Origin of the sequence: Sphingobacterium puteale (genome assembly GCF_050986225.1) — a bacterium.
GTDB classification, from domain to species: Bacteria; Bacteroidota; Bacteroidia; order Sphingobacteriales; family Sphingobacteriaceae; genus Sphingobacterium; species Sphingobacterium puteale.
In genome coordinates, this window is record NZ_CP158959.1 from 4873686 (window position 1) to 4897632 (window position 23947).

At 39.2% G+C, this 23947-nt stretch carries 19 protein-coding genes; 4 read left to right on the forward strand and 15 right to left on the reverse strand.

The genetic code is table 11. From position 1 onward, the window contains the following. Positions 1–111: 111 nt before the first annotated feature. The 5 genes from ABTV71_RS20720 to ABTV71_RS20740 form a co-directional block, all read right to left on the reverse strand. Entirely contained in the window at positions 112–1386 is a 1275-nt protein-coding gene (locus tag ABTV71_RS20720; protein ID WP_433900898.1) for a BACON domain-containing protein, read from the reverse strand. Positions 1387–1399: 13 nt separating this feature from the next. Then, positions 1400–2293: a DUF1735 domain-containing protein gene (locus ABTV71_RS20725; protein WP_121122286.1), complete on the reverse strand. Its 894-nt coding sequence runs from the start codon at positions 2291–2293 to the stop codon at positions 1400–1402. Between the two features lie 78 nt (positions 2294–2371). Continuing rightward, positions 2372–4420, reverse strand: a complete 2049-nt coding sequence (locus ABTV71_RS20730) for a RagB/SusD family nutrient uptake outer membrane protein (protein WP_433900899.1) — start codon at positions 4418–4420, stop codon at positions 2372–2374. A 23-nt stretch (positions 4421–4443) separates the two neighbouring features. Further along, positions 4444–7575 carry a SusC/RagA family TonB-linked outer membrane protein gene (locus ABTV71_RS20735; protein WP_433900900.1) on the reverse strand — a complete coding sequence of 1044 codons (3132 nt, stop codon included), beginning with the start codon at positions 7573–7575 and terminating at the stop codon, positions 4444–4446. 19 nt (positions 7576–7594) lie between these two features. Continuing rightward, positions 7595–8917: an IPT/TIG domain-containing protein gene (locus ABTV71_RS20740; RefSeq protein ID WP_433900901.1), complete on the reverse strand. Its 1323-nt coding sequence runs from the start codon at positions 8915–8917 to the stop codon at positions 7595–7597. A gap of 1103 nt (positions 8918–10020) precedes the next feature. Between ABTV71_RS20740 and ABTV71_RS20745 the strand changes: the two genes are divergently transcribed. Next, a complete protein-coding gene (locus ABTV71_RS20745; protein ID WP_433900902.1) occupies positions 10021–11220 on the forward strand; it encodes a hypothetical protein in 1200 nt (399 codons plus the stop codon). Between the two features lie 36 nt (positions 11221–11256). Here the strand turns inward: ABTV71_RS20745 and ABTV71_RS20750 are convergent, their stop codons facing one another. From ABTV71_RS20750 to ABTV71_RS20765, 4 genes are all read right to left on the reverse strand, one after another. After that, positions 11257–11412: a hypothetical protein gene (locus ABTV71_RS20750; RefSeq protein WP_433900903.1), complete on the reverse strand. Its 156-nt coding sequence runs from the start codon at positions 11410–11412 to the stop codon at positions 11257–11259. Positions 11413–11416: 4 nt separating this feature from the next. Then, a complete protein-coding gene (locus ABTV71_RS20755) occupies positions 11417–11590 on the reverse strand; it encodes a hypothetical protein (protein ID WP_433900904.1) in 174 nt (57 codons plus the stop codon). Positions 11591–11801: 211 nt separating this feature from the next. Then, a complete protein-coding gene (locus ABTV71_RS20760; RefSeq protein ID WP_433900905.1) occupies positions 11802–13172 on the reverse strand; it encodes a hypothetical protein in 1371 nt (456 codons plus the stop codon). A gap of 67 nt (positions 13173–13239) precedes the next feature. Continuing rightward, a complete protein-coding gene (locus tag ABTV71_RS20765; RefSeq protein WP_433900906.1) occupies positions 13240–16113 on the reverse strand; it encodes a TonB-dependent receptor domain-containing protein in 2874 nt (957 codons plus the stop codon). Positions 16114–16518: 405 nt separating this feature from the next. On the opposite strand from ABTV71_RS20765, the gene ABTV71_RS20770 reads away from it, so the two are divergent. From ABTV71_RS20770 to ABTV71_RS20780, 3 genes are all read left to right on the forward strand, one after another. Beyond that, positions 16519–17160 carry an ABC transporter ATP-binding protein gene (locus tag ABTV71_RS20770; protein WP_433900907.1) on the forward strand — a complete coding sequence of 214 codons (642 nt, stop codon included), beginning with the start codon at positions 16519–16521 and terminating at the stop codon, positions 17158–17160. 46 nt (positions 17161–17206) lie between these two features. Continuing rightward, positions 17207–18613, forward strand: coding sequence for an ABC transporter permease (locus ABTV71_RS20775; protein WP_433900908.1), 1407 nt, complete (start codon positions 17207–17209; stop codon positions 18611–18613). A gap of 187 nt (positions 18614–18800) precedes the next feature. Beyond that, on the forward strand, positions 18801–19277 hold the full coding sequence (locus ABTV71_RS20780) for a hypothetical protein (protein ID WP_121122305.1): 477 nt from the start codon (positions 18801–18803) through the stop codon (positions 19275–19277). A gap of 78 nt (positions 19278–19355) precedes the next feature. Here ABTV71_RS20780 and ABTV71_RS20785 read toward each other — a convergent pair whose 3' ends face one another. The 6 genes from ABTV71_RS20785 to greA all read right to left on the reverse strand — a co-directional run bounded on the left by ABTV71_RS20785 (position 19356) and on the right by greA (position 23928). Further along, positions 19356–20069, reverse strand: coding sequence for a 16S rRNA (uracil(1498)-N(3))-methyltransferase (locus ABTV71_RS20785; protein ID WP_121122307.1), 714 nt, complete (start codon positions 20067–20069; stop codon positions 19356–19358). A gap of 19 nt (positions 20070–20088) precedes the next feature. Then, positions 20089–21402 carry a hemolysin family protein gene (locus ABTV71_RS20790; protein WP_121122309.1) on the reverse strand — a complete coding sequence of 438 codons (1314 nt, stop codon included), beginning with the start codon at positions 21400–21402 and terminating at the stop codon, positions 20089–20091. An 8-nt stretch (positions 21403–21410) separates the two neighbouring features. After that, positions 21411–21953 (reverse strand): inorganic diphosphatase, encoded by a 543-nt coding sequence (locus ABTV71_RS20795; protein WP_121122311.1) that lies wholly within the window; start codon positions 21951–21953, stop codon positions 21411–21413. A gap of 8 nt (positions 21954–21961) precedes the next feature. Beyond that, positions 21962–22612 (reverse strand): DedA family protein, encoded by a 651-nt coding sequence (locus tag ABTV71_RS20800; protein WP_433900909.1) that lies wholly within the window; start codon positions 22610–22612, stop codon positions 21962–21964. A gap of 141 nt (positions 22613–22753) precedes the next feature. Next, positions 22754–23170, reverse strand: a complete 417-nt coding sequence (locus ABTV71_RS20805) for an HIT family protein (protein ID WP_108635710.1) — start codon at positions 23168–23170, stop codon at positions 22754–22756. A gap of 284 nt (positions 23171–23454) precedes the next feature. Then, a complete protein-coding gene (gene greA / locus ABTV71_RS20810; RefSeq protein ID WP_077438377.1) occupies positions 23455–23928 on the reverse strand; it encodes a transcription elongation factor GreA in 474 nt (157 codons plus the stop codon). Between the last annotated feature and the right edge of the window lie 19 nt (positions 23929–23947).

Sequence of the window (23947 nt, forward strand, 5' to 3'; positions counted from 1 at the left end):
AATAACAACAAAAGCCCTCTAAGTTTGTGATAGCGGTTAAAAACTATTCGAGGGAGGGCACAAACTAGCCCATGTAACTTTTCACGAAAAGGTATACATGGGCTAGTTTTATTATTTAGTTACTGTAACAACGATATCGTCGACAAAAATACGGTTAACGGTAGCTGGCCAATTACCAGCACGCTGATCAAAAGCGCCACCCAATAACCAAATTTGAGTCTCCGCAGTAGCTCCCGTAACAACAAAAGAATAGGTCGCCTCTGGGGCTTGCCATGCAGCTCTGCACGATTCTAAATTCGAATTAGGAGTTGCAACGTTCATCACATTAAATTGGCTCACGCTGACCGTTCCTGGTCCTTTGACACCAACATTGAGTAGATGATGATCACCAGTGGCATATCGCACAGCTTTGAAGGTAACCAACAGATTTTTTGTACGCTGTACATTGGCCAGCTTCGGCGAAATTAGATCGCCGCCGTAGTTCGTACGTCCTAATTTAATAAAACCCGGTCGCGCATAAATCGATGCATAATTACTGCCACCTTCCGTCGTATTGATCGTACTGGTCCAGCCTTTGGCCAACTCTTCAGTACTCCATAAAGCAATCCTGGTTTCGCCTGACGTCGCATTAAAGATCTCGCTTCCATAGGTCAGCCAGTTAAAGTCCTCCTTAAGAACGACATCGCCCTCTACCTGCAATTTTACACCTTTCTGATATACAGCTAGCGGAGATGCCTGTTTCACGTCGTCTAAAAACAACAATAGATTTGCTGTACGCTCAATGTCGGTATTTTTATTTACTGTGATTGTTATTGGAGTATCGCCCTCACCTTCCATAGGAGCAACATTCACCCATTCAGATTCATCTTCCAAAGCGACTTTCCATTTTCCCGTAGCGCGGAGAATATACTGCCCAGTTATACCAGCTTCCAGAACTTCCAAACGGTTGGATATGCCATCTATTTTTAAATAGGGATCTTTCACCTGTCCTTGATCTGTGGTTCCTGCCTGCTCTACCTCCAGCACGTTATTTTGTAACTTTCCATCTAAAGTAAAAAACAAAGTCAGTTCACGCGCTTCGGGATCGGTATTTTTGTGAACGGTAACGGTAAATGTTCCATTTCCATTCCCCTCCATTGGATCTATTTTAACCCAGTTTTCTTTTCGGAGGGGCTCAACCTTCCATTTGCCAGTCGCCTGAACAGTGTAGGTTTCAGATACACCATTAGCCGCAGCGGTCAATTTTGATGGGTTATCTTTTAGTGCAAAATCACCATGTACCGCAAGATCGTCTTTACAGGATGTTAGTATCATTATCAAACTAAGACAAAAGACAACTATTGATTTTGGAAGCGTATCCAATTTGTAATAATTAATCGTATTCATGAATTCCATAATTTTATTTAGCCTGCATTTCAACACGTTCCTTCATAATTGTCGTCACATTGCCTATTGTATACTGATATGACAATAGAAACACGTTTGTGCGCATACCAAATGCTTCTTCCACTTTGAATTTATTCGGATACATGGGGTCATTGTCCAATTGTACGACCTGAATATCTTTGTAAGGCTTTATCTTTACGTTATTAAAATCATCTATCTCCAAGGTAAGACAGTTTTTCTCAATATTAGGTACTTTAGATATAAAGGTCTCATTGCCGGCGACCATCCGCACGCTATTGCTGGTTAATGGAAATAGCTGTTTATTCGCCGCTGTAGACAAACCATTGGCAAACCCCACCATTGAATACATGGTATTTTTGGCCTGTGATGCATATTCATTCTCTATGATAACCTGGTACAACATGGTGCTTTTCTTAGGATTGATTTCAACACCGGATGAGCCTGTCGCTTTCAGTCCAATAAAATAAGTAGAGTCCGGAGATAATCCATCTGGTCGCAATTTAACCATGGTACGGCCTGTTAGCTCACCTGCTTTGATCACAATCTTTTTGTCCATGATGTCATACTTCTCTTTGGGAAGTAATTTGGCATACAGATCTTCCGAATTATCATAAACAGCAAAATTGTATTTTACTAAAGGTTCTGAATCCTCTTCCAGTGCAATAACAAGATCTTTATCAGGCGCATGTGTACCTCCTGATGATGCCGCTACATAGCCAATTACCTCTTCTCCGGTCAAGCGAACCACTTCTTTAAACGTATTGTGATAATCAGAACTTATTAATGCTACCTCATTTTTATACATTTCCTTCTCGAATACTTCGTTGTCCTTACAGGCAACTAAAGCCATCGAAGATGTCAGTATAGCGATAAAACTTCGTTTCATAATTTAATATTTTAATGTCTTCCACAAACCAAAACGGTTATGGAAGACGGTTATATTTTCCTTTTCTAATGCTTAATCCTAATTATAGCCCGGATTCTGATCCAATGATGGTAATCTGCGCATTTCGGCACGAGGTATAGGCACCCAAATCAACTTTTTATCGACCTGCCTTGTCAGGAATGACGATGTACCTGGTGAAACTCGCTTGTAGAAAGATTCCCGATCCGCACCATCGGGGTTCATACCGCGAATAGGCTCACGTTCCGTTTCTTCGTACTTGCCCCAACGGCGTACATCGTAAAAGCGTCTGTTTTCCCATAGAAACTCCACCATACGCTCACGTTCTATTTGCTTCTGCACCTCTGCCTTGTTGGCAAGCTGCGCAGAGGACAATCCTGGTAAACCTGCACGGTACCGAACAGAATTAAAAGAAGCTTTTATTTCACTTTCATCCCGGCTCGCGGTATAGGTTTTATCACCAAGCTGTACTGTATGGCTTCCAGTAAGGTTATTTAGTGCTTCAGCGTAGGATAACAATATTTCTGCATAACGGATAATAGGATATGCTTTGGGCATCATTCTGGCCCCCGTACCACTGATTGCATCAAATGGGTTTACCCATTTCTTAATAACATAACCAGTTAATGGATAGTTAGGTGAAGATGCCGAGACACCACCTCGACCATCAGGTTCCTGGTAAAAATATTTAGCCGTATGTGTATTCAACGTCGTACTCGACAAAGCCTGCCACACAGCACCGTTGAAACCTATCGATGCATAAAAACGCATTTCCCGGTTTGCATACATCTTAAATATCCCTGCATTCAGTGGGTAACCCGAAAAATTACGCGATTGAGCCGTAAATAAATCGTCAAAAGTGCCACCGGCAGGAAGATCAGCCACTGCCTCAAAATACGTATCGCCACGTGCTTCTTCTTTGGTACGTCCGTCATCCATCAGATAGGCATCTACAACTTTTTGTGTCACCGAGAAACGTCCCCATCCTCCTAAAGTTGGCGGAAATGCCCCCTGATTCAAATCCGTTCTAAAATATTCTGTATTACGCCCCCAAATGTATTCAGGATTGATTGAAGCGACAGCTTCACCGGTAAAGACATCAGAATATGATCTAAATGCATCAATACCACCCGCCCCATTCGGATAGCTTCCATAAAAGTTGGGGTCGGAAGTTACGCCAGCCGGAAGTGTGGGCGTTCTTTCGTCCGCTGGCACTGTATATAATTTATACCGGCCCATATCCATGACACGCTTAGCAGCGGCAGCGGCTACTGCCCAACGTTTTTCATCGTATTGTTGTGATACATAATGTGTACCATCGGTCTTGCGAATCCAGCTACCAAAATAGGATGCGGCAACCGGTCCGCCATTAAACAATGGACTGGCATGGATCAAGCGCAAACGGGCGATCAATGCAAATGCTGCTCCTTTTGTCGGTTTGCCAAAATCCAATAGACTAACATCAGTGGGAAGTTGTATTGCAGCCTTTTCAAATTCACCACAGATGTATTCCATAGCCTCATCATACGTTGCCCGGGGCCGGTCATAATACGCAATATCCTCATTGGTATTCACAACTTCATCTCCCAGCAAGATCGGTGGGCCAAAATCTATAATGAGGTTATAGTATGCGTAAGCTCTAATAAAACGTGTATATCCTTCGATACGGTTACGGTCTGCGTAGCTCATATCCCTTGGCACATCGAGGTTCTTTAAAACATTATTAGCTTTACGAATGATTTTGTAGTATTTTCCCCATTGATTAAGTCCACCGTAAAAATCAGGCGTAATATTTCCGGTTACAAAATCCATCCCGTAATAAATATTAGTAGTTCCAGTGCCTGTAAGGCCATTTATAGCTTCATCTGTCGCCATTGGCCCGGGCGTATAATTTGATCTGATCGTATTGGATTCATCAGGGAACAGTGCTGCCGCCCCCCACATATACGCTTCGATATAACGCGTATTTGTATAAGCTGAATCAATATTAAACTCATCATCAAAGTATTTATCAATATTTAGATAATCTTTACAGGATGCCACCATAAACAACAGTTGTATGGCTAAGACGAATTTGGTTATTCTCTTTATGATTACTGACGTTTTCATGTCCTTCATTTATTTCTATACTATTAAAAATTAATATAAGCCTGTAACGAGTAAGTCGTCGGAATTGGATATTTACGCCCTCCCCAGGCCGCTTGTTCGGGGTCAAAAATCTTAACATTATCCCAGATATAAAGGTTATTCCCAACAAATTGAAGATCCATAGATCTGACACCCAGTCTCTTTAAAAACTTAGGGCTTAGGGTATAATTCAAAGTAACCTCCTGTAAGCGCAAATAGCGGGCATCATCCATCCAAAACGAAGACAGCTGACTGTTGTTACTGTTGTTTCCGTATTGCAAACGGGGGAATTTAGCATTTGGATTTTCAGCTAAAGATAGATCAATACCATGCTGTAACGCATAGTCTCTTGGGATCCAACGGTTGGCAGGGTCATTAGCCAAGGTAATGACGTTACCATCTGTACCGCCAAAAAACGGCATATAACCCATACCGGTATTTTCAGTAACATCTTTATATGTCATTGGCTGCCCCACATAGAAAAAGGACGTCTTCCCTGTACCTTTGAATAACACTCCTAGAGATAGATTTTTGTAACGAAACTCTCCTCCGAAACCATACATGGTCAATGGATAGTTGCTATGGGTCAATGGAACTTTATCCAGCGTATTGATGATACCGTCACCATTTACATCTTTATATTTGATATCACCAGGTAATACCGTTCCAAAGCTTTGTGTCGGACTGTATTTGATATCGTCTTCGTCCTTAAATAATCCTAATGATTGATAACCACGAATAGAGCCGTAAGGATAGCCGTTAAACTCCAAGTAAGAATACTCCAGGTAAGCCTGTTCCCAATTTTGTACGACATTCTTTGAATAGGTAAAATTACCCCGCAAAGTAAGAGTCATATCGCTATTGAGTTTGGTGGTGTAGCTCAAATTACCATCAGCACCCGAGCTTTTCATACGCCCCACATTGGCGTAAGGATTGGATATTACACCCACATAATCCGGCACCTGAACCCGTGGCTGGAAGATACCGTTGCGCTGATCCTGGAAAAAATCAATCACAAAATCAATTTTGTTATTAAAGAGCTTTCCCTCTATTCCTAGATTGGACTTAATCGAGCGTTCCCATGCTAGGTTGTCCGCCCCGATACGCGTTTCAGAAATTGTTTCAATGCCACCAACACCCCAAACACCGCTATTGTAAATATCCGCTTTCGTCAGATAAGGGAAACGGACAGCATTTAAAATCCGGTCATTACCTACGGTACCATAAGATGCCCTGATTTTGAAATAGTCTAACCAAGGTGCTGCATCTTTCACAAATTGGTAACTTGAAGGTACCCATCCCACTGCCACCGATGGGAAGAACCCATACTGACGGCCGGGCTGAAAGTTTTCAGAACCTGTATATCCAAAATTGGCGTCCAATAAGTATGTATCCTTATAACCATAGGTAAACCTACTGGAAACCCCTTGATAACGAACAGGTATTGCGGTCATATTACTGGTTGCATCATCGGTATCTTTAGCATCGCTCAGGTAATAATAAACCAAAGCTGAGGTACGATGATCCTCACCAAATTTTTTCTCATAATTAAGTGTAGACTCAAAATGATATTTTCGGTACTGACTTACGGTCTTCAGATAGGAAGCCGGACTTTCCTGTACCTTTTGAACCATGATTAGCGAACCGTCCAAGTTTCGGCCGGTTGCCTCATACAATGCCGGTTGCATCCATCTACGTTCGGCAAAATAACTCTGAATGTCATAAGCACCCTGACCACGAATTTTCAGACCTTCCAGGAGACTACTTAAGTCTTGATCAAGCGCCACGGTTACCTTACCTTTATAGTTTTGATTATTATAGTTACCCGTACGATTGATCATCACATAAGGTGATGAACGTTGGCCTGCTCCTAAACCAGGCAATAAGCCATTGGAATATTGAAGCGGAATGGAAATTGGCGTAAGTGTCGATTGTGTTTTCCAGATCGCATCCGTATTCCCATAACCCGGTTCTTTTTTAACCGATAAAAATCCATCTGAACCCAAAAACACCTTAGTCGTTTTTGTCAGGTTGATATCAAGGTTAAGCCGATAATTGTAAGTATTGTAACCAACATTAGAACTGTAAATACTATTCTTATCAACTTTGTAGGCCGCTGTTTCGCTATTACCGCCCAAACTCAGGAAATATCGTGCAACCTCAGAACCTCCACGTCCCGAAGCATAGTAGCTTTGACGCCAGAAACTTCGGTTTAGAATCTCGTCTTGCCAGCTGACATCAGGATACATATCTGGATCTAGATGTTGTTGTATAATACCTAATTCAGTATCATTAAACAAGGGCTCGCTCCCCCGCACTACGGAAGCTTCATTAGCCAATAGGGCATAATCATAAGCACGTAGGTATTTCGGTAAACGATTCAGTCTGGATAAGGTCGTATTTGCACGCCCTGTGATCTGTATCCGATCTACGGTACCACGTTTAGTGGTCACCAATACCACTCCGTTTGCACCCCGCACACCATATACTGCTGTTGCTGAAGCATCTTTCAGAATGGAGAAGCTCTCCACGTCTGCAGGGTCTATGGTATTTAAATCGCCTTCAAGCCCATCAATAAGCACTAAGGCTTTCGCGTTGGCACCAAATGTACCTATACCACGCACCCAAAAATCAGAGATATTTGATCCCGGTTCACCCGAAGTCTGCATGGATATAATGCCTGCTGCACGACCGCCCAGCATATTCGCAATAGAAGGCGCGGGACTTTGTAACTGTTTTACATCAACTGTTGTAATGGCACCTACAGAACTAATTTTCCGTTGTTTTGCGCCCAAACCAACTACGACGACCTCATCAATATTCGTACTCTTATCGAGCATTTTTATTTCCAGATTGTTGGTCGATTCTACCACCAAATGCTCGGCAACATCATAGCCAACACTGGTAAATACCAACCAGTCTCCATACACAGCTTTAATAGTAAACTTTCCCTTTTCATCTGTAGAAGTTGCTCCTGTCGGTTTATCCTTGACGTAGATTGACACTTTAGATATAGGTTGCCCCTTGCTATCAACGACAGTTCCGGCAATCGCTAACTGTTCTTCTGCTTGTTGTGCAAGTGCAGGTGATAGCCAGAGGCACAGCGGCAGGATGCACAAAAAATAAAAAATCTTCATAATATAATAAGTAGGTTAATTATTCGATAACTAATTTACGGATACGCGCATTGTTCCAATCGGCGATATAGATATCACCCTGATCATTCACCGCAACTCCCCAAGGTTGGTTGAACTGCGATTCTACAGGCCCACCGTCTTTATAACCAGCTTTAGTCGGTTGTCCGGCAACAGTAGAAACAATTCCATCAGCCGATAACATGCGGATACAATGGTTACCGTAATCAGCAATAAACATATTTCCGGTCTTATCAAATTTGATATCTTTTGGATAATTGAATACAGCATCTTTGACGGGGCCGTCACGAAATCCCGACCCACCCGGTGCATTGATACGTTTGAAGCCTTCGTTGATATGGTCAGGACGTAGGTCTAATACAGAAATGCCCTGTGCAAACGTGTTCGGGCTAGCGTTTGAGTGCAACGTAATATACAATTCCCAAGGTTTTGCAGGATTAATAGCCTGTCCATATTGTGAACCATAAGGCCCTTTGTGCACGATCGTCGCAGCATATGTCACCGGATCTATTTTAGCGATATGACCATCACGAAAGCGTGTATATAAATGTCCATCGTAGGGGCAAAAAGTCACAAAGTTGGCATAACGGTCGGCCTGAACGATCTTCGCATAATCCGCAGCTGAGAACTGTGCATTCCGCTGGCGAATTGTCCAAGCTTCCCTTGGATCAAAGGAAAAAAACACTTCGGCAACCGACTCATGTGAAACCGTCATAATACCAGTCACCCGATCTACCGTCACTCCATTGGCATAAGGGTTCGGTGAGGATGCCGCTGAATATAAAGGGGTAACAATATTTTCCTTTTCGTTGATACGCGCTATCCCAAATGACCCACCATCACGCCAGGTCATAAACAGGTTGCCTTGCGCGTCCATATCTAGGTATTTACCGTAGACATGTGCTTGATCAAGGGTACCCGCCAAAAAGTTTTTATCCCCCGTACCGGTGACAGTGCTAACTTGTGCCTGGATATGATAGGTAAATGATTTATCATAAACCAATGAATCTTTACCGATGACAACCGAGATTTTGGGATCATCGCCAGGGAGGCGTGGTACAATGGCATAAATGCGTTCTCCGCTCGAGGATACTACGGCGGCCCGTGCATTATTAAAATACACTTTGATCTTATTTGGATCGGATCCAAAATTTTGACCATCTAATAAGATTTTATCCTTAGCCCCGCCTTCTGCAGGATAGAAAGAAGAAAGCACGACCGGTTTATTGGGATCATGCTCGCTCTGTTTTGTCGCAACATCTTCCTTACAGGAAGAAGAAAACAGCAACATTAACAAAGAAAATGTTAATTGACTACATTTCATAATAACTTCGGTTAAGTAAATCTACAATTGGTTCTAAAAGTTAGATCGAATATAATTTAGAAAAACAAACAAAACAAATATTTACAAAATCAAAATTGAAACATAATAAAGTTGTTTTAATAAAATATGAAAGCATTAGAAATATATAACATAAGCCATCACAGGTAATAAGACCTTCGATTAGAACGCTGCAAAACTAACAACAAGCCCACACAAACCGTCATTCAGCTAGTTATTAAATCATTAAGATTGTTTTAATTTAATGCTAAGAGTGCATTTTGAACAGAAAGAAAATTAACAAATCAAATAAAACAAAAATGTTACAAAAAATAACAAAATGAAACCTTCATATTGTAACATCTTGTTAGCAATAATTTTGTACAGGAAAACAGATTTAAAAAACAAACAAAGAAAATAGTGCTGTATTTGGGATACAACCAACTAGTTATTTTCCTTTAGTAATTACCTGCCGTAATACTGTATTTCACGTATAGTTTTCCTACTGTTGGCCTACATTTGGTTTACTGGGATAGGAGAATAGTAGGCCAACAGTAGGTCAGTGGTACGTCAGCGTGCAAATAAGATCAGGGAAAATAGCAACGAACATAGTAAGTTAGTGCGATTAGCATTATCTAAAATTGTTCATCCTATTTTCGGAACTCATTCAGGAATGCTTCGCCCCTTCTTCGCCGATCACCTTACTTTTCTCCACTCAACACCTACTCTTTCCCTACTGATTATGTAGGCAATATGTAGAGAATGAGTAGAGAATCTATATGGGCATTCCGAAGACGGTACGGACAAAAGGCGAAGAAATACTGTACAAATACCAAAAAATAGTGCTTAAAAGCCCAATTTTTTGGTATCCCACTTCCCTAACTTTGATTTGATAACATTCCAAAAATCAGGAAAATGAAAAGGCATATAGCGTCATACAACCATTGTTCAGGGCGAGCATACTCGATTTATGAGCAGTACATGGTATGTATTATTTAAAGATTTCCAACCATTGCAATCCCAAAAACATTTTTCAATAATCGCTATAAAAAGCAACTATAATTTGTTAAATTTATATTACACTAATGTTATTAAATTGTTAAGAATTGAACATCAAAGGATACTATATTGCGTTTTTGACCATTTTATGCTGGTTAATCTACAGTCCACAACTTGTTAGCGCTCAAAAGCATGTGTTCGATTTCTATGATGGGAAAGTTTGCATTAACGTATCACCATCATTCAATATTCCATTCAATGACAGTTTAACAGGATCTCTCGTACAGGAGTTCTACCAAACTGCTGATCAGAGAGACTATCGTGATCTGGTAAATAGTTTGCTAGAATACAAAGATAAACAGCATCTCAACGACTGGGTATATTATCAGCTCGTGCGTCGAACAGCGCAACAGATAGCGCCAAAAACGGAAAATTACGCACGTTACACATTATACAAATGGTTTCTAATGTGTAAATCTGGATATGACGCACGTCTGGCGGTAGGAAACAATCAGATTATCTTTTTTATCCAAAATAATGAGGATATTTCTGATATTCCTTTCTTTGAAATTGATGGTAAAAAATATACCTGCTTAAATTTCCATGACTATGGAAAGCTATTTCAAAGAGCAGATGCCTATATACCCGTAAAGATTAAAGTACCGGAAGCCACCAACGATTTCAGCTATAAAATCACCAAGCTTCCAGATTTTATACCTGCAAACTATATTGAAAAACAGATAGCATTCAATGATGGTCATAAGGCTTATCATTTTAATGTTAAACTGAACAATGATATTAGCGATCTTTTTAAAAACTATCCTGGAGTTGATTTCGAAACCTATTTTAATATTCCATTGAGCAAGGAAACTTATCAATCGCTTATTCCAGCATTGAAAGAAAATTTAAAGGGCAAGAACGAAAAACAAGGTGTTGATTATTTAATGCGATTTACACGTTATGCTTTTTTGTACGAAAACGATGAAGAGAATTTTGGCACAGAGAAACGTTTATCTGCGGAACAGACTTTGTTAAATAAATATAGTGACTGCGATGATCGTGCAGCGCTGTTCTTTTATCTCGTTAAGGAGATCTACAATCTACCAATGATCACTCTCCTCTACCCTACGCATATCACAATGGCCGTCCAATTTGAACATCCTATTGGTGACGCAGTTTTGTACAATGGCAAATACTATTCGATATGTGAGCCTACTCCACAAGCCCAAAGTTTAGCGATCGGTCAATTGTCCGATAAACTCAAGAATCAATCGTATCAGATCGTTTATCATTATGAACCTAGGTAAAATTTCCGGCAAAAAATAGCCACATAGCTGTAGTTATTACATCTTATTAATAAAGTCTAATAGATCAGTATATCGACCATCTGTACGGTATGCTGCAATGGTTACCGTATTTTCTCTGCCTTCGGATTTAATTGTGATCACATAATCAAGTCCATCCGCACAACGTGCGCATTCATTAATTTTAACATCCATTAATTTATAAGTATTGGATATAGCTGGACAGCTGTTTTAATGTGGCCTCACTTGTTTTATAAACTTTATCTTTTTTTGATCCTGATAGACCATCTTTAGGATATTTAATTTCAGTCTTATTTTGATCAATGCTGATGTTCACCCCATCACCCCAGCCAGAAATTCCCTTTATTTCCATTTTTAGTCCGGAATCTTCAGGATTAACTTTGTCATCAGACTTTTTACAGCCCAAAAACAGAAATATGCTTCACGCAAATAAATAGATTGTCTTTGTCATAATTCTAAAGTTTACATTATTTGACTCTATAACGAAATATTGGCACAAAATGCTACAAAAAAAAATCCTGCTAAAAGCAGGATTTTTCTATTTTACTAAACTATAATTTATTCTAGTATTTATTGCTTTTAGGATCCCAACTAGCCCATCCTTTTGTCCAGTCTGTCGTCCCCATTGCACCGATAAACGTCTCTTTTGTTAAGCTAGCCAAGTCTCCTTCATATTTTGCTTTACCTAATGCCGGTGAATCAGATTTCAATAGAAGATTTGGAGCTGAAATGCTTGTACTAGTAAATCCAGCACCATCTACGGAAGTAGTAGCAAAATCTCCAAATCCGTTCAAATATCCTGTCAAATCAGCTACAGAAGCAAAAGATGTTACATCTTTTAAACCATAATTTGCTGTATTACCAAATACCATATTATTTGAAAAGATAGAGCGCCCCGCTTTTAATTCTGCTGCAGGAAAATCGGAATTAAACTCTACAGCGTTTCCTTTTGCACCAACAATGATTGAATTAGCCAATACCATTCTACTATTCAAACCAAAGTGAATGCCAGCACCATGCTGAGCTTGAGATTCTTTACCAGGACCTATGAACGTAAAGTTTGACAATACCGGTCTAGAATATAGATTATTCAATACATTTCCTTTATTTTCCAACTCTATTCCTCTAGATGTCCCTGCTGCATCTGCTATGTTTGGATCCTTAATAGAAATTCCATATTGAATTTTACCACTGTAACCTTGATCGAAATCAAAATCATCATCAACACCTCTGTATGCAATCAAATGAGATGCATTCACAGTTCCTCCAAAAAATTCGAACGAATCATCGCCTCCATATGATACTTGAATATGATGGATCTTCGTGCCCGAACCAACGCCACACAATGTCAACCCATTAATCTCTTTATCTTTTTGAATTGCAATTCCAGCAAACTCAATACGTGCATAAGTTAATTCACCAGAATTGTCATCTAGAATAGGAGACAAGCCTCCGCCATAGTTAGCAACGGTCGCTCCGAGCGCTCCCCCTTCATATTGTGATGTTCCATCAGCTGTATTAACTTGAGATTTTCCACAAATGATTATACCCGACCAATCACCTGTATCTTTATTGCCGTCAGCCTGGTCGGAAGTAAACACGATAGGTTTATCAGCAGTACCATTTGCTTTTAATTTCCCACCACGTTCAACAATTAATGCCCCATTCGTTGATTTCTCACCTTTAATAATAGTACCTGCTGGAATTTCTAATGTTGCACCATCCATTACCTGCACATAACCTCTTAACAAATATGTTTTTGAAGCACTTAAAACTTTATTACTCGCAATTTTACCTTCGATCACCTCTACTTCTCCAGTTCCAGGATTAGGATCAACAGGGTTTGGATTATCAGACTTACTGCAGCTCGCAATACCCATCGAGGCCGCTACTAGAGCTAAAGCAAACCATTTTGAATTCATGTTTAATTTCATAATTTGTTTTTTTTTCAAAGGTATCAACAGAATGTAACCTTAATGTTAACTAATATTTATTTAATCTTTAAAACTTATAACCGAATGACAGTGAGAAGTTTCTTCCATATTTCACAGAATTAATTAATTGGTCTCCACTAACATTATATTTACCATTTTTATCAACATCTTGATAAAAAATAGATTTTGAATCTAAAATATTCCCCACATTAAGTTTTAGTTCCGCCTTATTAGAAATCAACTTTTTGGATAGTTGAAAATCTAATAAACTCCGTGGTGCCTCATAAATCGTATGATATTCATCCACAAATATTGAATTGATATAGTTCCCAAAGCCTACCACATCAATACGTCTTCCGGCTCTATTAAAAAACACACTAGACTCCCAACCATTTGCACCGCTGTATTGTAATCCTAGATTAAGTAAATAGGGTGATTGGCCATAGAGGGGTCTTTTATTTTCGGCTAAGAGTGTAGAGCCTTCAAAATTAACTTCAGATTTGATTAATGATGCATTGGCACTGAAGACTATTTTTTTCAGAAATTCAGACTCATCATTAAAAATCCCCAAATCATGACGAATTTCAATTTCAGCTCCAGCAATATAGGCTTTAGGCGCATTAATAAATGTCACTGTTCTACTCGCTGCTGTAGAACCTGACCGAACGTTCGTTTCGATAGGATTCTTTAAGTCCTTGTAGAAACCAGAAACTGAAATCAACTTACCTAAACTAGGATAAAATTCATAACGAACATCTATATTAGAAATTTTAGTCCTTTTTAAGTTTGGATTACCAATTTTCATGCTATTGGTAATAAAATCAAAAAAGCTAAATGCTGCCAGTTCCCTAAATTGAGCCCTTGCTACTGTATTAGAAAAGCTAAACCTCAAATTGGTTTTTTGAGTCAATTCATAAGTTAAATTCAATGAAGGCAAGATATCTGTATAGTTATTATTTACATTATTGTCTACATCAACGGAGATTGACCCTGTATTTAATTTTTCTATATAATTTTCAACTCTCGCTCCTATAGTCGCTTTCAATTTCTCAGAGATATTACCCGAAATCATAGCATATCCTGCATTTAAATCCCCTGTCCCTTCATAGCTATTTGTTTGATTGGTAATATCTTCTATAAATAATTTATTCCCTGCTATATTATTATTATCGAAAAGTTGATCTTGAGGGAGCCCAAGTAATTCTCTAGACTCATTGAAGTCGGCTGTCTTATTCACGTACCCCAACACTCTAGCATCCACATTACGTTTTTTGTATTGCTTTAGAACGCCCACTTTAACAGATTGTTCAAGTCCTAATAGATTTAGCCCACGAGACCAATTGACACCTCCGCTGTAAATATTTTCTTCGAGATTACTATAAAATTTACCAGCCTGTTCTGGTGATGGGGAACCATTTGGGATAGCAGCCTGAAAAGGCACGTTAGGGTCGGTTTCGTCCACAGATTTAATATAACTCAACCTTCTCAAATCAGGTTCATTATCCCAAATTCCGCTGTAAGATAGGTTCCAAGTCAATTTTGACTGTTTGGAGGGGGCTAACAAATATTCCCCATCTAATACACTATTAAACATTCTCTTCTCGAAAACCTCTAACATAGTAGTCTTGCGATAATTCTCATTTACTATTTCACCTTCACGAGAAATAAAATTTTGCTCTAAGCTTTGGTTGAAGATATTCTTTAATGATATTTTAAATTTGTCATTAATGTAAGATAGGTTTGCCAATGCTCCTACCGAAGAACTAAATCTATAATAGTTATCTCTATATTTGGAGTAGTAATTATTATATCCTTGGCTTGTGCCATTAAAGTCGTTTCGTATTTCATTAGATATACTTTCTGAATTTCGATAAGTTAATGAACCAATCACCCCCAATTTCCCGCCATTCTCAAGAAGAAATGAGTTACCATAAATAAATTGAAGATTTTGATAAGGCAACGATTTTCCAAGATTTTTATAACCCCATGTATTTTTAAAGTCTTTTGTATACTCGGCTTTATCGTTTGCTGGTAAACTTGTATATGATTCTTTATTCTTTGGAAAAGTTGAAGGTAGATTATTATCTGGATTTTTCAATCCAAAATAATTCCCTACAGTTCTTTTGCTTCCATAAAAGTCTTTAAATGTAGTTTGTGTATTCCCTCCCAGACCTACACTAAACTCTACTGTCTTTTTATCCGGAAAATCTTTCGTTTTGATATTAATAGCTCCCCCCGTTAGGTCACCAGGTAAATCTGGGGAGGCTGTTTTACTGATAACAATATTGTCAACTAGAGAAGAAGGAATAATATCAAATGAAAATGCTTTACGGTCTGGTTCTGTACTCGGTAGTGGGCTATTATTTAATAAGGATGAATTATAGCGATCACTCAAACCACGAATTACAAGAAATTTATTATCCTGAACACTTGCACCACTGACACGCTTTAATACTTCACCTGTATTTTTATCTGGCGTTTTCTTAATCACTTCGGCTGAAATACCATCAGAAATAGAAATGCTATTCTTCTGCTGCGCATACAATGCACCTATTGATTCTTTTTTAAATGTACCCGTGATCACAACCTGATCCAACACTTTTCCCTCGGAATTGTCAAGAACCACATCTAAATTCGTTACATCCTTATCTTTAATCTCTACATCAGTAATTTGCTTTGTCGCAAACCCCAAGTAGCTAAATTCTAAGGTATACTTTCCTGCGGGTACAGCCGGAATATTGTAATTACCTGTTACATCCGAACTTCCTACACGTGAAGTACCAAGAACCTTTACCGTCACCCCCGCGATGGTCTCTCCTGTCTTGACATTTGTAACTTTACCTGCAATCTTCCCACTCCCCTGTGCATAAACTGTTGTTGACGCAGCTACGACGAACGTAATGGCAGCAGCGATTCTTTTAAGTTGTAATTGTGGTTCCAATTTATTTTGTTTTTTGTTTCTGCAAAGCTATTGGCATAATATTATATTAACATTAACAAGGAATTACCATTACGTAAACCACTTGTTAATTTAATGTTACTCATTAGGGTTTTGTGTTTATATTTTGGTCAAAAACACATCTAAACTGCATTTTGAGCGGATATTTTATAATTTCTATCGAATTATATTAAAGCAGTGTAATAAAATTATTAAGTCAAAAAGTTATTAACATATAATAGCTATTTCCACGTTTTTGGTATAGTTCCTCTTATTCTATAGCTTATCACAAGAAAAGTACTCCCCTATTTATGGAACAAAATGCCAAGAATGATCTTATTATTGCAATATAATTGCATATACAAAGCAATTTCTCTAAGTTTGAATATATTTTCAATTTTTGAGCATATGAGCAACCCGATCGTATCTACTGAACAGCTAACATTCCAATATACGAATGCAAAAAGCATCGCATTTCCTGATATCCATATCGAGAAAGGACAGCACACACTACTATTGGGCGATTCAGGCACAGGAAAAACAACCTTATTAAACATGCTGGGTGGCCTATCCCGACCTGAAACTGGTCATGTTAAAATTAATGGTCAAGATCTTTCGCTATTATCAAATAGCAAAATAGATAAGTTCAGATCGCAATATATTGGGTTTATCTTCCAGGAAGCTCACCTTCTCAAAAATTTAACTTTGCTAGAAAATATCAAATTAGCACAATCGCTCGCCGGAAAAAAAGTCAATGTAGATGAGATTCATCAGGTATTGAAACAATTGCAGTTGGAGGACAAAACTGGTGCCTATCCAAATGAACTGAGTCGTGGCCAACTGCAACGCGCCGCTATTGCGCGTAGTGTGATCAATAAGCCGGCGCTGCTCATTGCGGATGAACCCACAGCAGCTTTAGATGATAACAATACAAATCGTGTGCTGGAACTCCTTTTGGATATCGCAGATACTGCCGGCTCAACCCTATTGATCACCACGCATGATAAACGGATTAAAGATCAGTTTTCAAAAATGTATCTCTTAAAATAATGGCGCACGCCAAATATTCATCACCCTTTTAGATTCAAAATTTGCTATGAACACGATACAGTTGGTTTGGAAAAATTTAAGTAGACAATTCGGTTCTGTCTTTTTGAGCATTTTACTGACAGCTTTTGGAATCTCCATACTGGCTGTACTCTCGATTACAGGTGAAACATTCGAAAAGCAGCTCGACAACAACAGTAAGAACATTGACCTGGTCGTCGGAGCCAAAGGTAGTCCTCTTCAATTGATCCTATCCAGCGTATATCATATTGACAACCCAACGGGAAATATACCTTTGAACGAACTCGAGCCACTGCGTCAGAACCCGCTTGTACAATTAGCGGTTCCCTTGTCATTGGGTGATAACTTTAAGGGACATCGAATTGTCGGTACGGACTCTTCTTTTCTAGCCATCTATGGTACCAAAATAAATAACGGCCGCATCTGGAAAAAAAACTTTGAGGTCGTTATCGGTGAACAGGTAGCTAAAAAAAACAACTTGAAAATAGGTGACCAGATCAACAGCTCACATGGACTGAGCAAGGATGGCCATAGTCATGACGAACATCCTTTTACTATTGTGGGTATTCTAAAGCAAAACAACAACGTAACTGACAACCTCATATTGACCAACCTCGAAAGCGTCTGGGATGTTCATGGTATCGCCCATGATCATGCCGATCACGAAACAGCAGCTCAAAAAGAAAAACGTGAACGGGAAGAAGACCGCGAAGAAACGGTTAAAGCACACCTGCACCACCATGGCGAGGATTTGCCGGAAAATTCTACTGCTCAAGTAGCAACCAATGAAAAGGAGCATCATGATCATGACCATGAAGGACATGCGGATCATGAACACGAAGAGGAAGGTGTATTTGTTAAATCCATCGGCGCGGATATGGTGAAACAGAATGGTCTTGAAATAACGGCTATTTTAATAAAATACCAGTCACCGGCAGCCATCGGTATATTGCCCAAAATGATCGACCAACAAACTGATATGCAAGCGGCTTCTCCGGCTATGGAAAGTACGCGTCTGTTTTCACTCCTAGGTGTAGGAATAGATTCTTTGGCTATCCTTGCTTATGTCATCATGCTCATTGCTGGCCTGAGTGTATTTATTAACCTCTACAATGCGTTGAAACAACGTAAGTATGATCTGGCCATTATGCGTACACTCGGTGCGTCTAAAGGAAAGTTATTCAACATTGTTCTGTTGGAAGGTCTGATCATAACGATCGTTGGTGGACTGGTGGGACTTTTATTCGCACATCTGGCTTTATACTATATCAGTAACCAAACGAGCCAGAGCGCTGACTTTATCGAAGCTTTTAGGCTACATCCAAAAGAATTGGTATTTTTGCTTGTTGCTTGCCTCATCGGCGTGCTCGCAGCGCTGATTCCCGCTGTGAAAGCGTACAGGACAAGTATCGCTGGTACTTTATCAAACAAATAGGACGACTGGGTATTGGTGTTAAAAAACGTAAGAATAGCAGATACAAGATAAATTCTGGATGTGCATCGGCAAAATCTCAGTACGCAATACAATATACTCAATACTAAAACAGATGAAACCATTATGATTTATTCATCATACAGAATAAATCTGATCGCTTCATCGCAACTACAAAAAAATTAAACAGATGAAAAAAATTATCACGGCATTTGCCTTCATATTCTTCAGCATTATACAGGTACATGCACAGATCGGTAGCAATCCCGATGTGCCTGATCATACACCCATGATGAACAAAACATGGGACGCCATTGATAAGATGGCTTATAAAGTGACTTATAATGGCGCAAAAAAAGTATATACCCCATTTTATCCCAAAGAACTCAAAGCACTGGAAAACAAAGTGGTTGAACTCCCAGGTTATATGGTTCCGCTGCACAGTGGACGCAATCACAAGAATTTTATGATGTCTGTCTTACCTGTCATGCAATGTCAGTTTTGTGGTTCCAATGGAATACCACCTATGGTAGAAGTAACTTTAAAAGGGGGAGCTATAAAATTTTCCGAAGACCCTATCAAGCTCAAAGGAAAAATGGTTTTTACAAAAGATCCGCTGAAAGGAAATTCTGAGATTCAGATCGTCGACGCTGAACTGATAAAGTAATAGAAAAAGTATCTTCAATGTTGAATCTGATCTACTCCAGATTAGATTCACATTGAATCACTGAGAAAATAGTATGAATTATCTATTGAGTAGTGAGGTTTCAAGACAGGCTGCCAAAGCCGCTGTCTCTGTCCGTAAACGGGCTTCCCCAAGCGATACTGGATGAAAGCCGGCTGCTAAGGCCATATCGATCTCCTCTGCTGAAAAATCTCCTTCCGGACCTATCAAAATGATATAATGTTGTCCAGCTTCAAATACTTCGTTCAAATACTTCTTATCCGAATCAACACAGTGTGCTATTGCTTTTTGAGCACCTTCCTTTGGAAGATCTTTTAAAAACTGTTTAAAGGGTGTTGCAGGATTCAGTTTTGGCAGATACGCTTTCAAAGACTGTTTCATGGCTGATACAATAACTTTATTCAAGCGGTCCAACTTCACCTCCTTACGCTCGGAATGCTCACAGATAATAGGCGTAATTTCCTGAATTCCCACTTCGGTAGCTTTTTCCAAAAACCACTCGATACGATCGATGTTCTTAGTGGGCCCAACAGCAATATGCAAATGATAATTTGGTTTCTGGTAGTTCTCCGTAATGTCCAAAATCGCTAATACGGTACGTTTTGGATGTGGGTCCATAATTTCAGCTTCGTACAGGCCGCCGCGACCGTCTATTAAATTTAACCGGTCTCCAGCATTCATGCGAAGCACACGCACAGCATGCTTACTTTCTTCCTCACTAAGGATAAAATTTTGTAAAGAAGGATTTAATTCCGGTGTAAAAAATAATTGCATGTACTGCTTCCTTATAATCCTATTCTTCTATATCATCATCAGCTGACTCAACCAGTTCTAACTTGACAAACTCGATGTTCTGTTGTGCTTTGCGGATAATTGTAAATACGTATCCATATTCTTCTTTCCGCTCGCCTACCTCAGGAATTTTATCAAAGATTTCACTGACCAATCCAGCCATTGTATCGTAATCCTGACTTTCGGGTAATTCTATCGGAAGAAACTCATTCACATCATGAATACTAGCCCCTGCATCTACCATATATTCTGTTTCAGATATACGTTCTACAACTGGGGTTTCCTCATCGTACTCATCTTGGATCTCTCCTACCAATTCCTCCACAATATCCTCCAGGGTAGCCATCCCTGCTGTCCCTCCAAATTCATCCAGTACAATGGCCAGTTGCAGGCGTCGCTGCTGAAACTCGGCCATCAGATCATTGATCTTTTTGGTCTCAGGGATAAAATAGGGCTTGCGCATAATATTTCTCATCACCACCTCTTTGCCTTTGGCCAATAGCGGAAGGATATCCTTGGTATGCACAATACCAACAATCTGATCAATGTTATCTTCGTAGATCGGAAGACGTGAATAGCCTTCCTCCGTCATAGTCTCAATCAATTCCGAAGCGTCCGCTGTTATTTCGACCGCGACAATTTTCGTCCTCGGCACCATAATATTCTTGACGATACGTTCATTAAAATCAAAAACATTTTTAATTAACTCATGTTCAGAAATATCCAATGCGCCGGATTCTTTTCCTTTATCCAAGAGGTATTGTAATTCTTCCGAAGAGTGGGCAGATTCACCTTTAGTCACCTCAAATCCTAAAATTTTAAGCAGAAAATTAGCAAAACCGTTTAGGATCCATATAAAAGGTCTAAAGATAAAGTAGAAAAATTGCAGGGGAACCGCAATCTTCATCGTTGTTGCAACGGGTTTTTGAATCGCAATTGACTTGGGAGCCAGCTCACCAAAGACAATATGCAGTACGGTAATAATTGTAAATGCCAGCACATGTCCTGCGTTGGTCGCTATCGTACCGGTCAATTCAACACCAAAGAAACCTAAAGCTCCCTGCACAATCTGGGTCATTACAGCCTCTCCTACCCAACCTAAGGCCAGTGAAGAAAGTGTAATACCCAATTGTGTAGCGGCCAAATAACCATCCAAATGCTCCGTTATACTTTTGGCTATTGTAGCAACTTTACTACCTGTTTTTGCCTGAACTTCAATTTGGGAGATTCGGACTTTGACAATAGCAAACTCGGCCGCAACGAAAAAGCCGTTGGCCAGTACTAAAAACAATGTCCAAAAAATATCGAGCGCCATGCTGGGGGTTATTTGTTAACAAATTCTGTTTTGTACAACTCAATAGCCTCTATCAAGATTCTTTGTGCTTCTTCACGTCCTTTCACCCCTTCAACGATAACTTGTTTCTTTTCTAAAGCTTTGTAACTTTCAAAGAATTGTACAATTTCCTTCATTGTATGCGGCGGCAATTGATCAATGTCTTTAATGTAGTTGAATATAGGATCATTTTTGGCAACAGCAATGATTTTATCATCTTGCTCTCCGCCATCAACCATATTCATGACACCGATAACCTGTGCTTCCACCAATGTTAAAGGTAAAATATCAACCGAACAAATTACCAAAATATCCAAAGGATCTTTGTCATCGCAATAAGTCTGTGGAATGAAACCATAATTGGCTGGATAGACGACAGAGGAACTCATTACTCTGTCCAAAAGCAACAAACCTGTTTCTTTGTCTAATTCGTACTTTCCTTTGGATCCGTTTGTAATCTCAATGATAGCATTTACGGCATTTGGCACATTCTCACCTGGAGAAACCATGTGCCAAGGGTTTTGTTTACTCATTTTTTATTTTACTGTATATTTTGTTTGTTTCTTTTGTCTTTTATTCGCTTTTTGAGCAAAGTTATTGCAATAGGCAAAAATGCGATCACAATCATCCCAACCACAACGTATTCCACATAATGGATAATCCAAGGAAACTCTATCCCTAGGAAATAACCGGAAAGTGTTAATATCAAGACCCAAATTAAAGCTCCACTGATATTATATAAAACGAATTTTTTGAAGTCTAATTTTACAACACCGGCAAAGATCGGAGCAAAAGTACGAACTATTGGAACAAATCTACCTATAATTAATGCGGTTCCCCCATATTTATGGTAAAATTCTTCCGCCATCACCACATATTTCCGTTTAAAGATAAAACTATCCTTTCGCTTGAATAACATGGGACCGGCTCGATAACCGAACCAATAGCCTGTAAAATTGCCCAGTATTCCTGCTCCCAATAAGCCCAGACAAAGCGTATAAATGCTCACATCGATCTTATTGAGCGCGCAAAATAGTCCTGCTAAAAACAATAAATAATCGCCCGGTAGAAAAAAACCAAAAAACAGACCTGTTTCGGCAAATACGATTAATATAACTAAATAAAACCCGCCTGAACTCAGGAGCTCTTCGGGGTTCATTAGTTGTTGAAATGACAACAAAAGTTCATGCATAACTTTCAGTAAAAATCAATGTTGTTTTCTCCATTTTAGAATCAAAATCTACTTTTTTCCCCTGTACAATTTTAAAACAACAAAGTACAAATATAGTATTCTTCTAAAAAACGAAAGTAAATCAAGTGTAATATAATCTTGTTATTGATTTTGTGCAGTTATGCTGATAATAGACTCACGGATTGTTTCAGCGATCTGATGTAGTTCATCTTCGCCTAAACTCAACTTAGGCCCAGCAAAATTTAGGTCACTTATTTTATTGATCGGAACAAGATGAATATGCGCATGCGCAACTTCCAATCCCACAACAGCCACGCCAACTTTAACACACGGTATTACTTTTTTTATCCCCTGCGCAACGATTTTTGCAAATACCCAAAGCGCCATGTACTCATCATCTTCAATATCGAAAATGTAATCTGTTTCTTTCTTAGGTATCACCAAAACATGACCTTTCGCCAAAGGACTGATATCCAAAAAAGCCAGAAAATCATTACTCTCCGCAACTTTGTAAGCTGGAATCTCTCCAGCGACGATTTTTGAAAAAATTGTTGACATATTATTCTATATTGGAATAAACTCCTTTTGTAATAAAGTATTGAGATATTAATAGTGCATAGGAAACTTCGATTCTACCGGCCATCGGCCTGCAGAAAGAAAGTCTAACGTCTACCATTTACTATCTAAATACATTTGATAAAAAACGACCATAAGTAACATTAAGTATGATGTTCTCAACAAATATAAACAAAAAAGGTCGCGATTGCTAGAACCCGACCTTCTTAATATAAAGTTAATTTGCGGATGTGCGGTTATGGCATACCGCACATAACCGACATATGTTATCTCGAAATCTCTACAATTTCAAATTCAATCTTACCTGCAGGTACTTCGATCTCTGCCGTGTCACCTTTCGACTTGCCCAATAATCCCTGAGCAATAGGAGATTTAACGGAAATCTTGCCCGACTTAAGGTCCGCCTCTGATTCGGCAACCAATTGATAAGTCATCACAGCACCATTCTTTTTATTTTTGATCTTAACGATAGACAAAGCTAGCACCTTAGACGTATCCAATTTGGATTCGTCAATCAATCGGGCTGTCGCCAAGGTATTCTCCAAGTTGGCTATTTTAGCTTCATGGAGTCCTTGAGCTTCTTTAGCAGCATCATACTCCGCATTTTCAGACAAATCTCCTTTGTCTCTTGCCTCTGCAATAGCATTGGCAATTTTAGATCTTCCTTCCGTCTTCAGATAAGCTAATTCCTCTTTAAGCTTACGCAATCCTTCTTCCGTAAAATAAGTTACTTCTGCCATAATTTTATCTTTTTCTTAT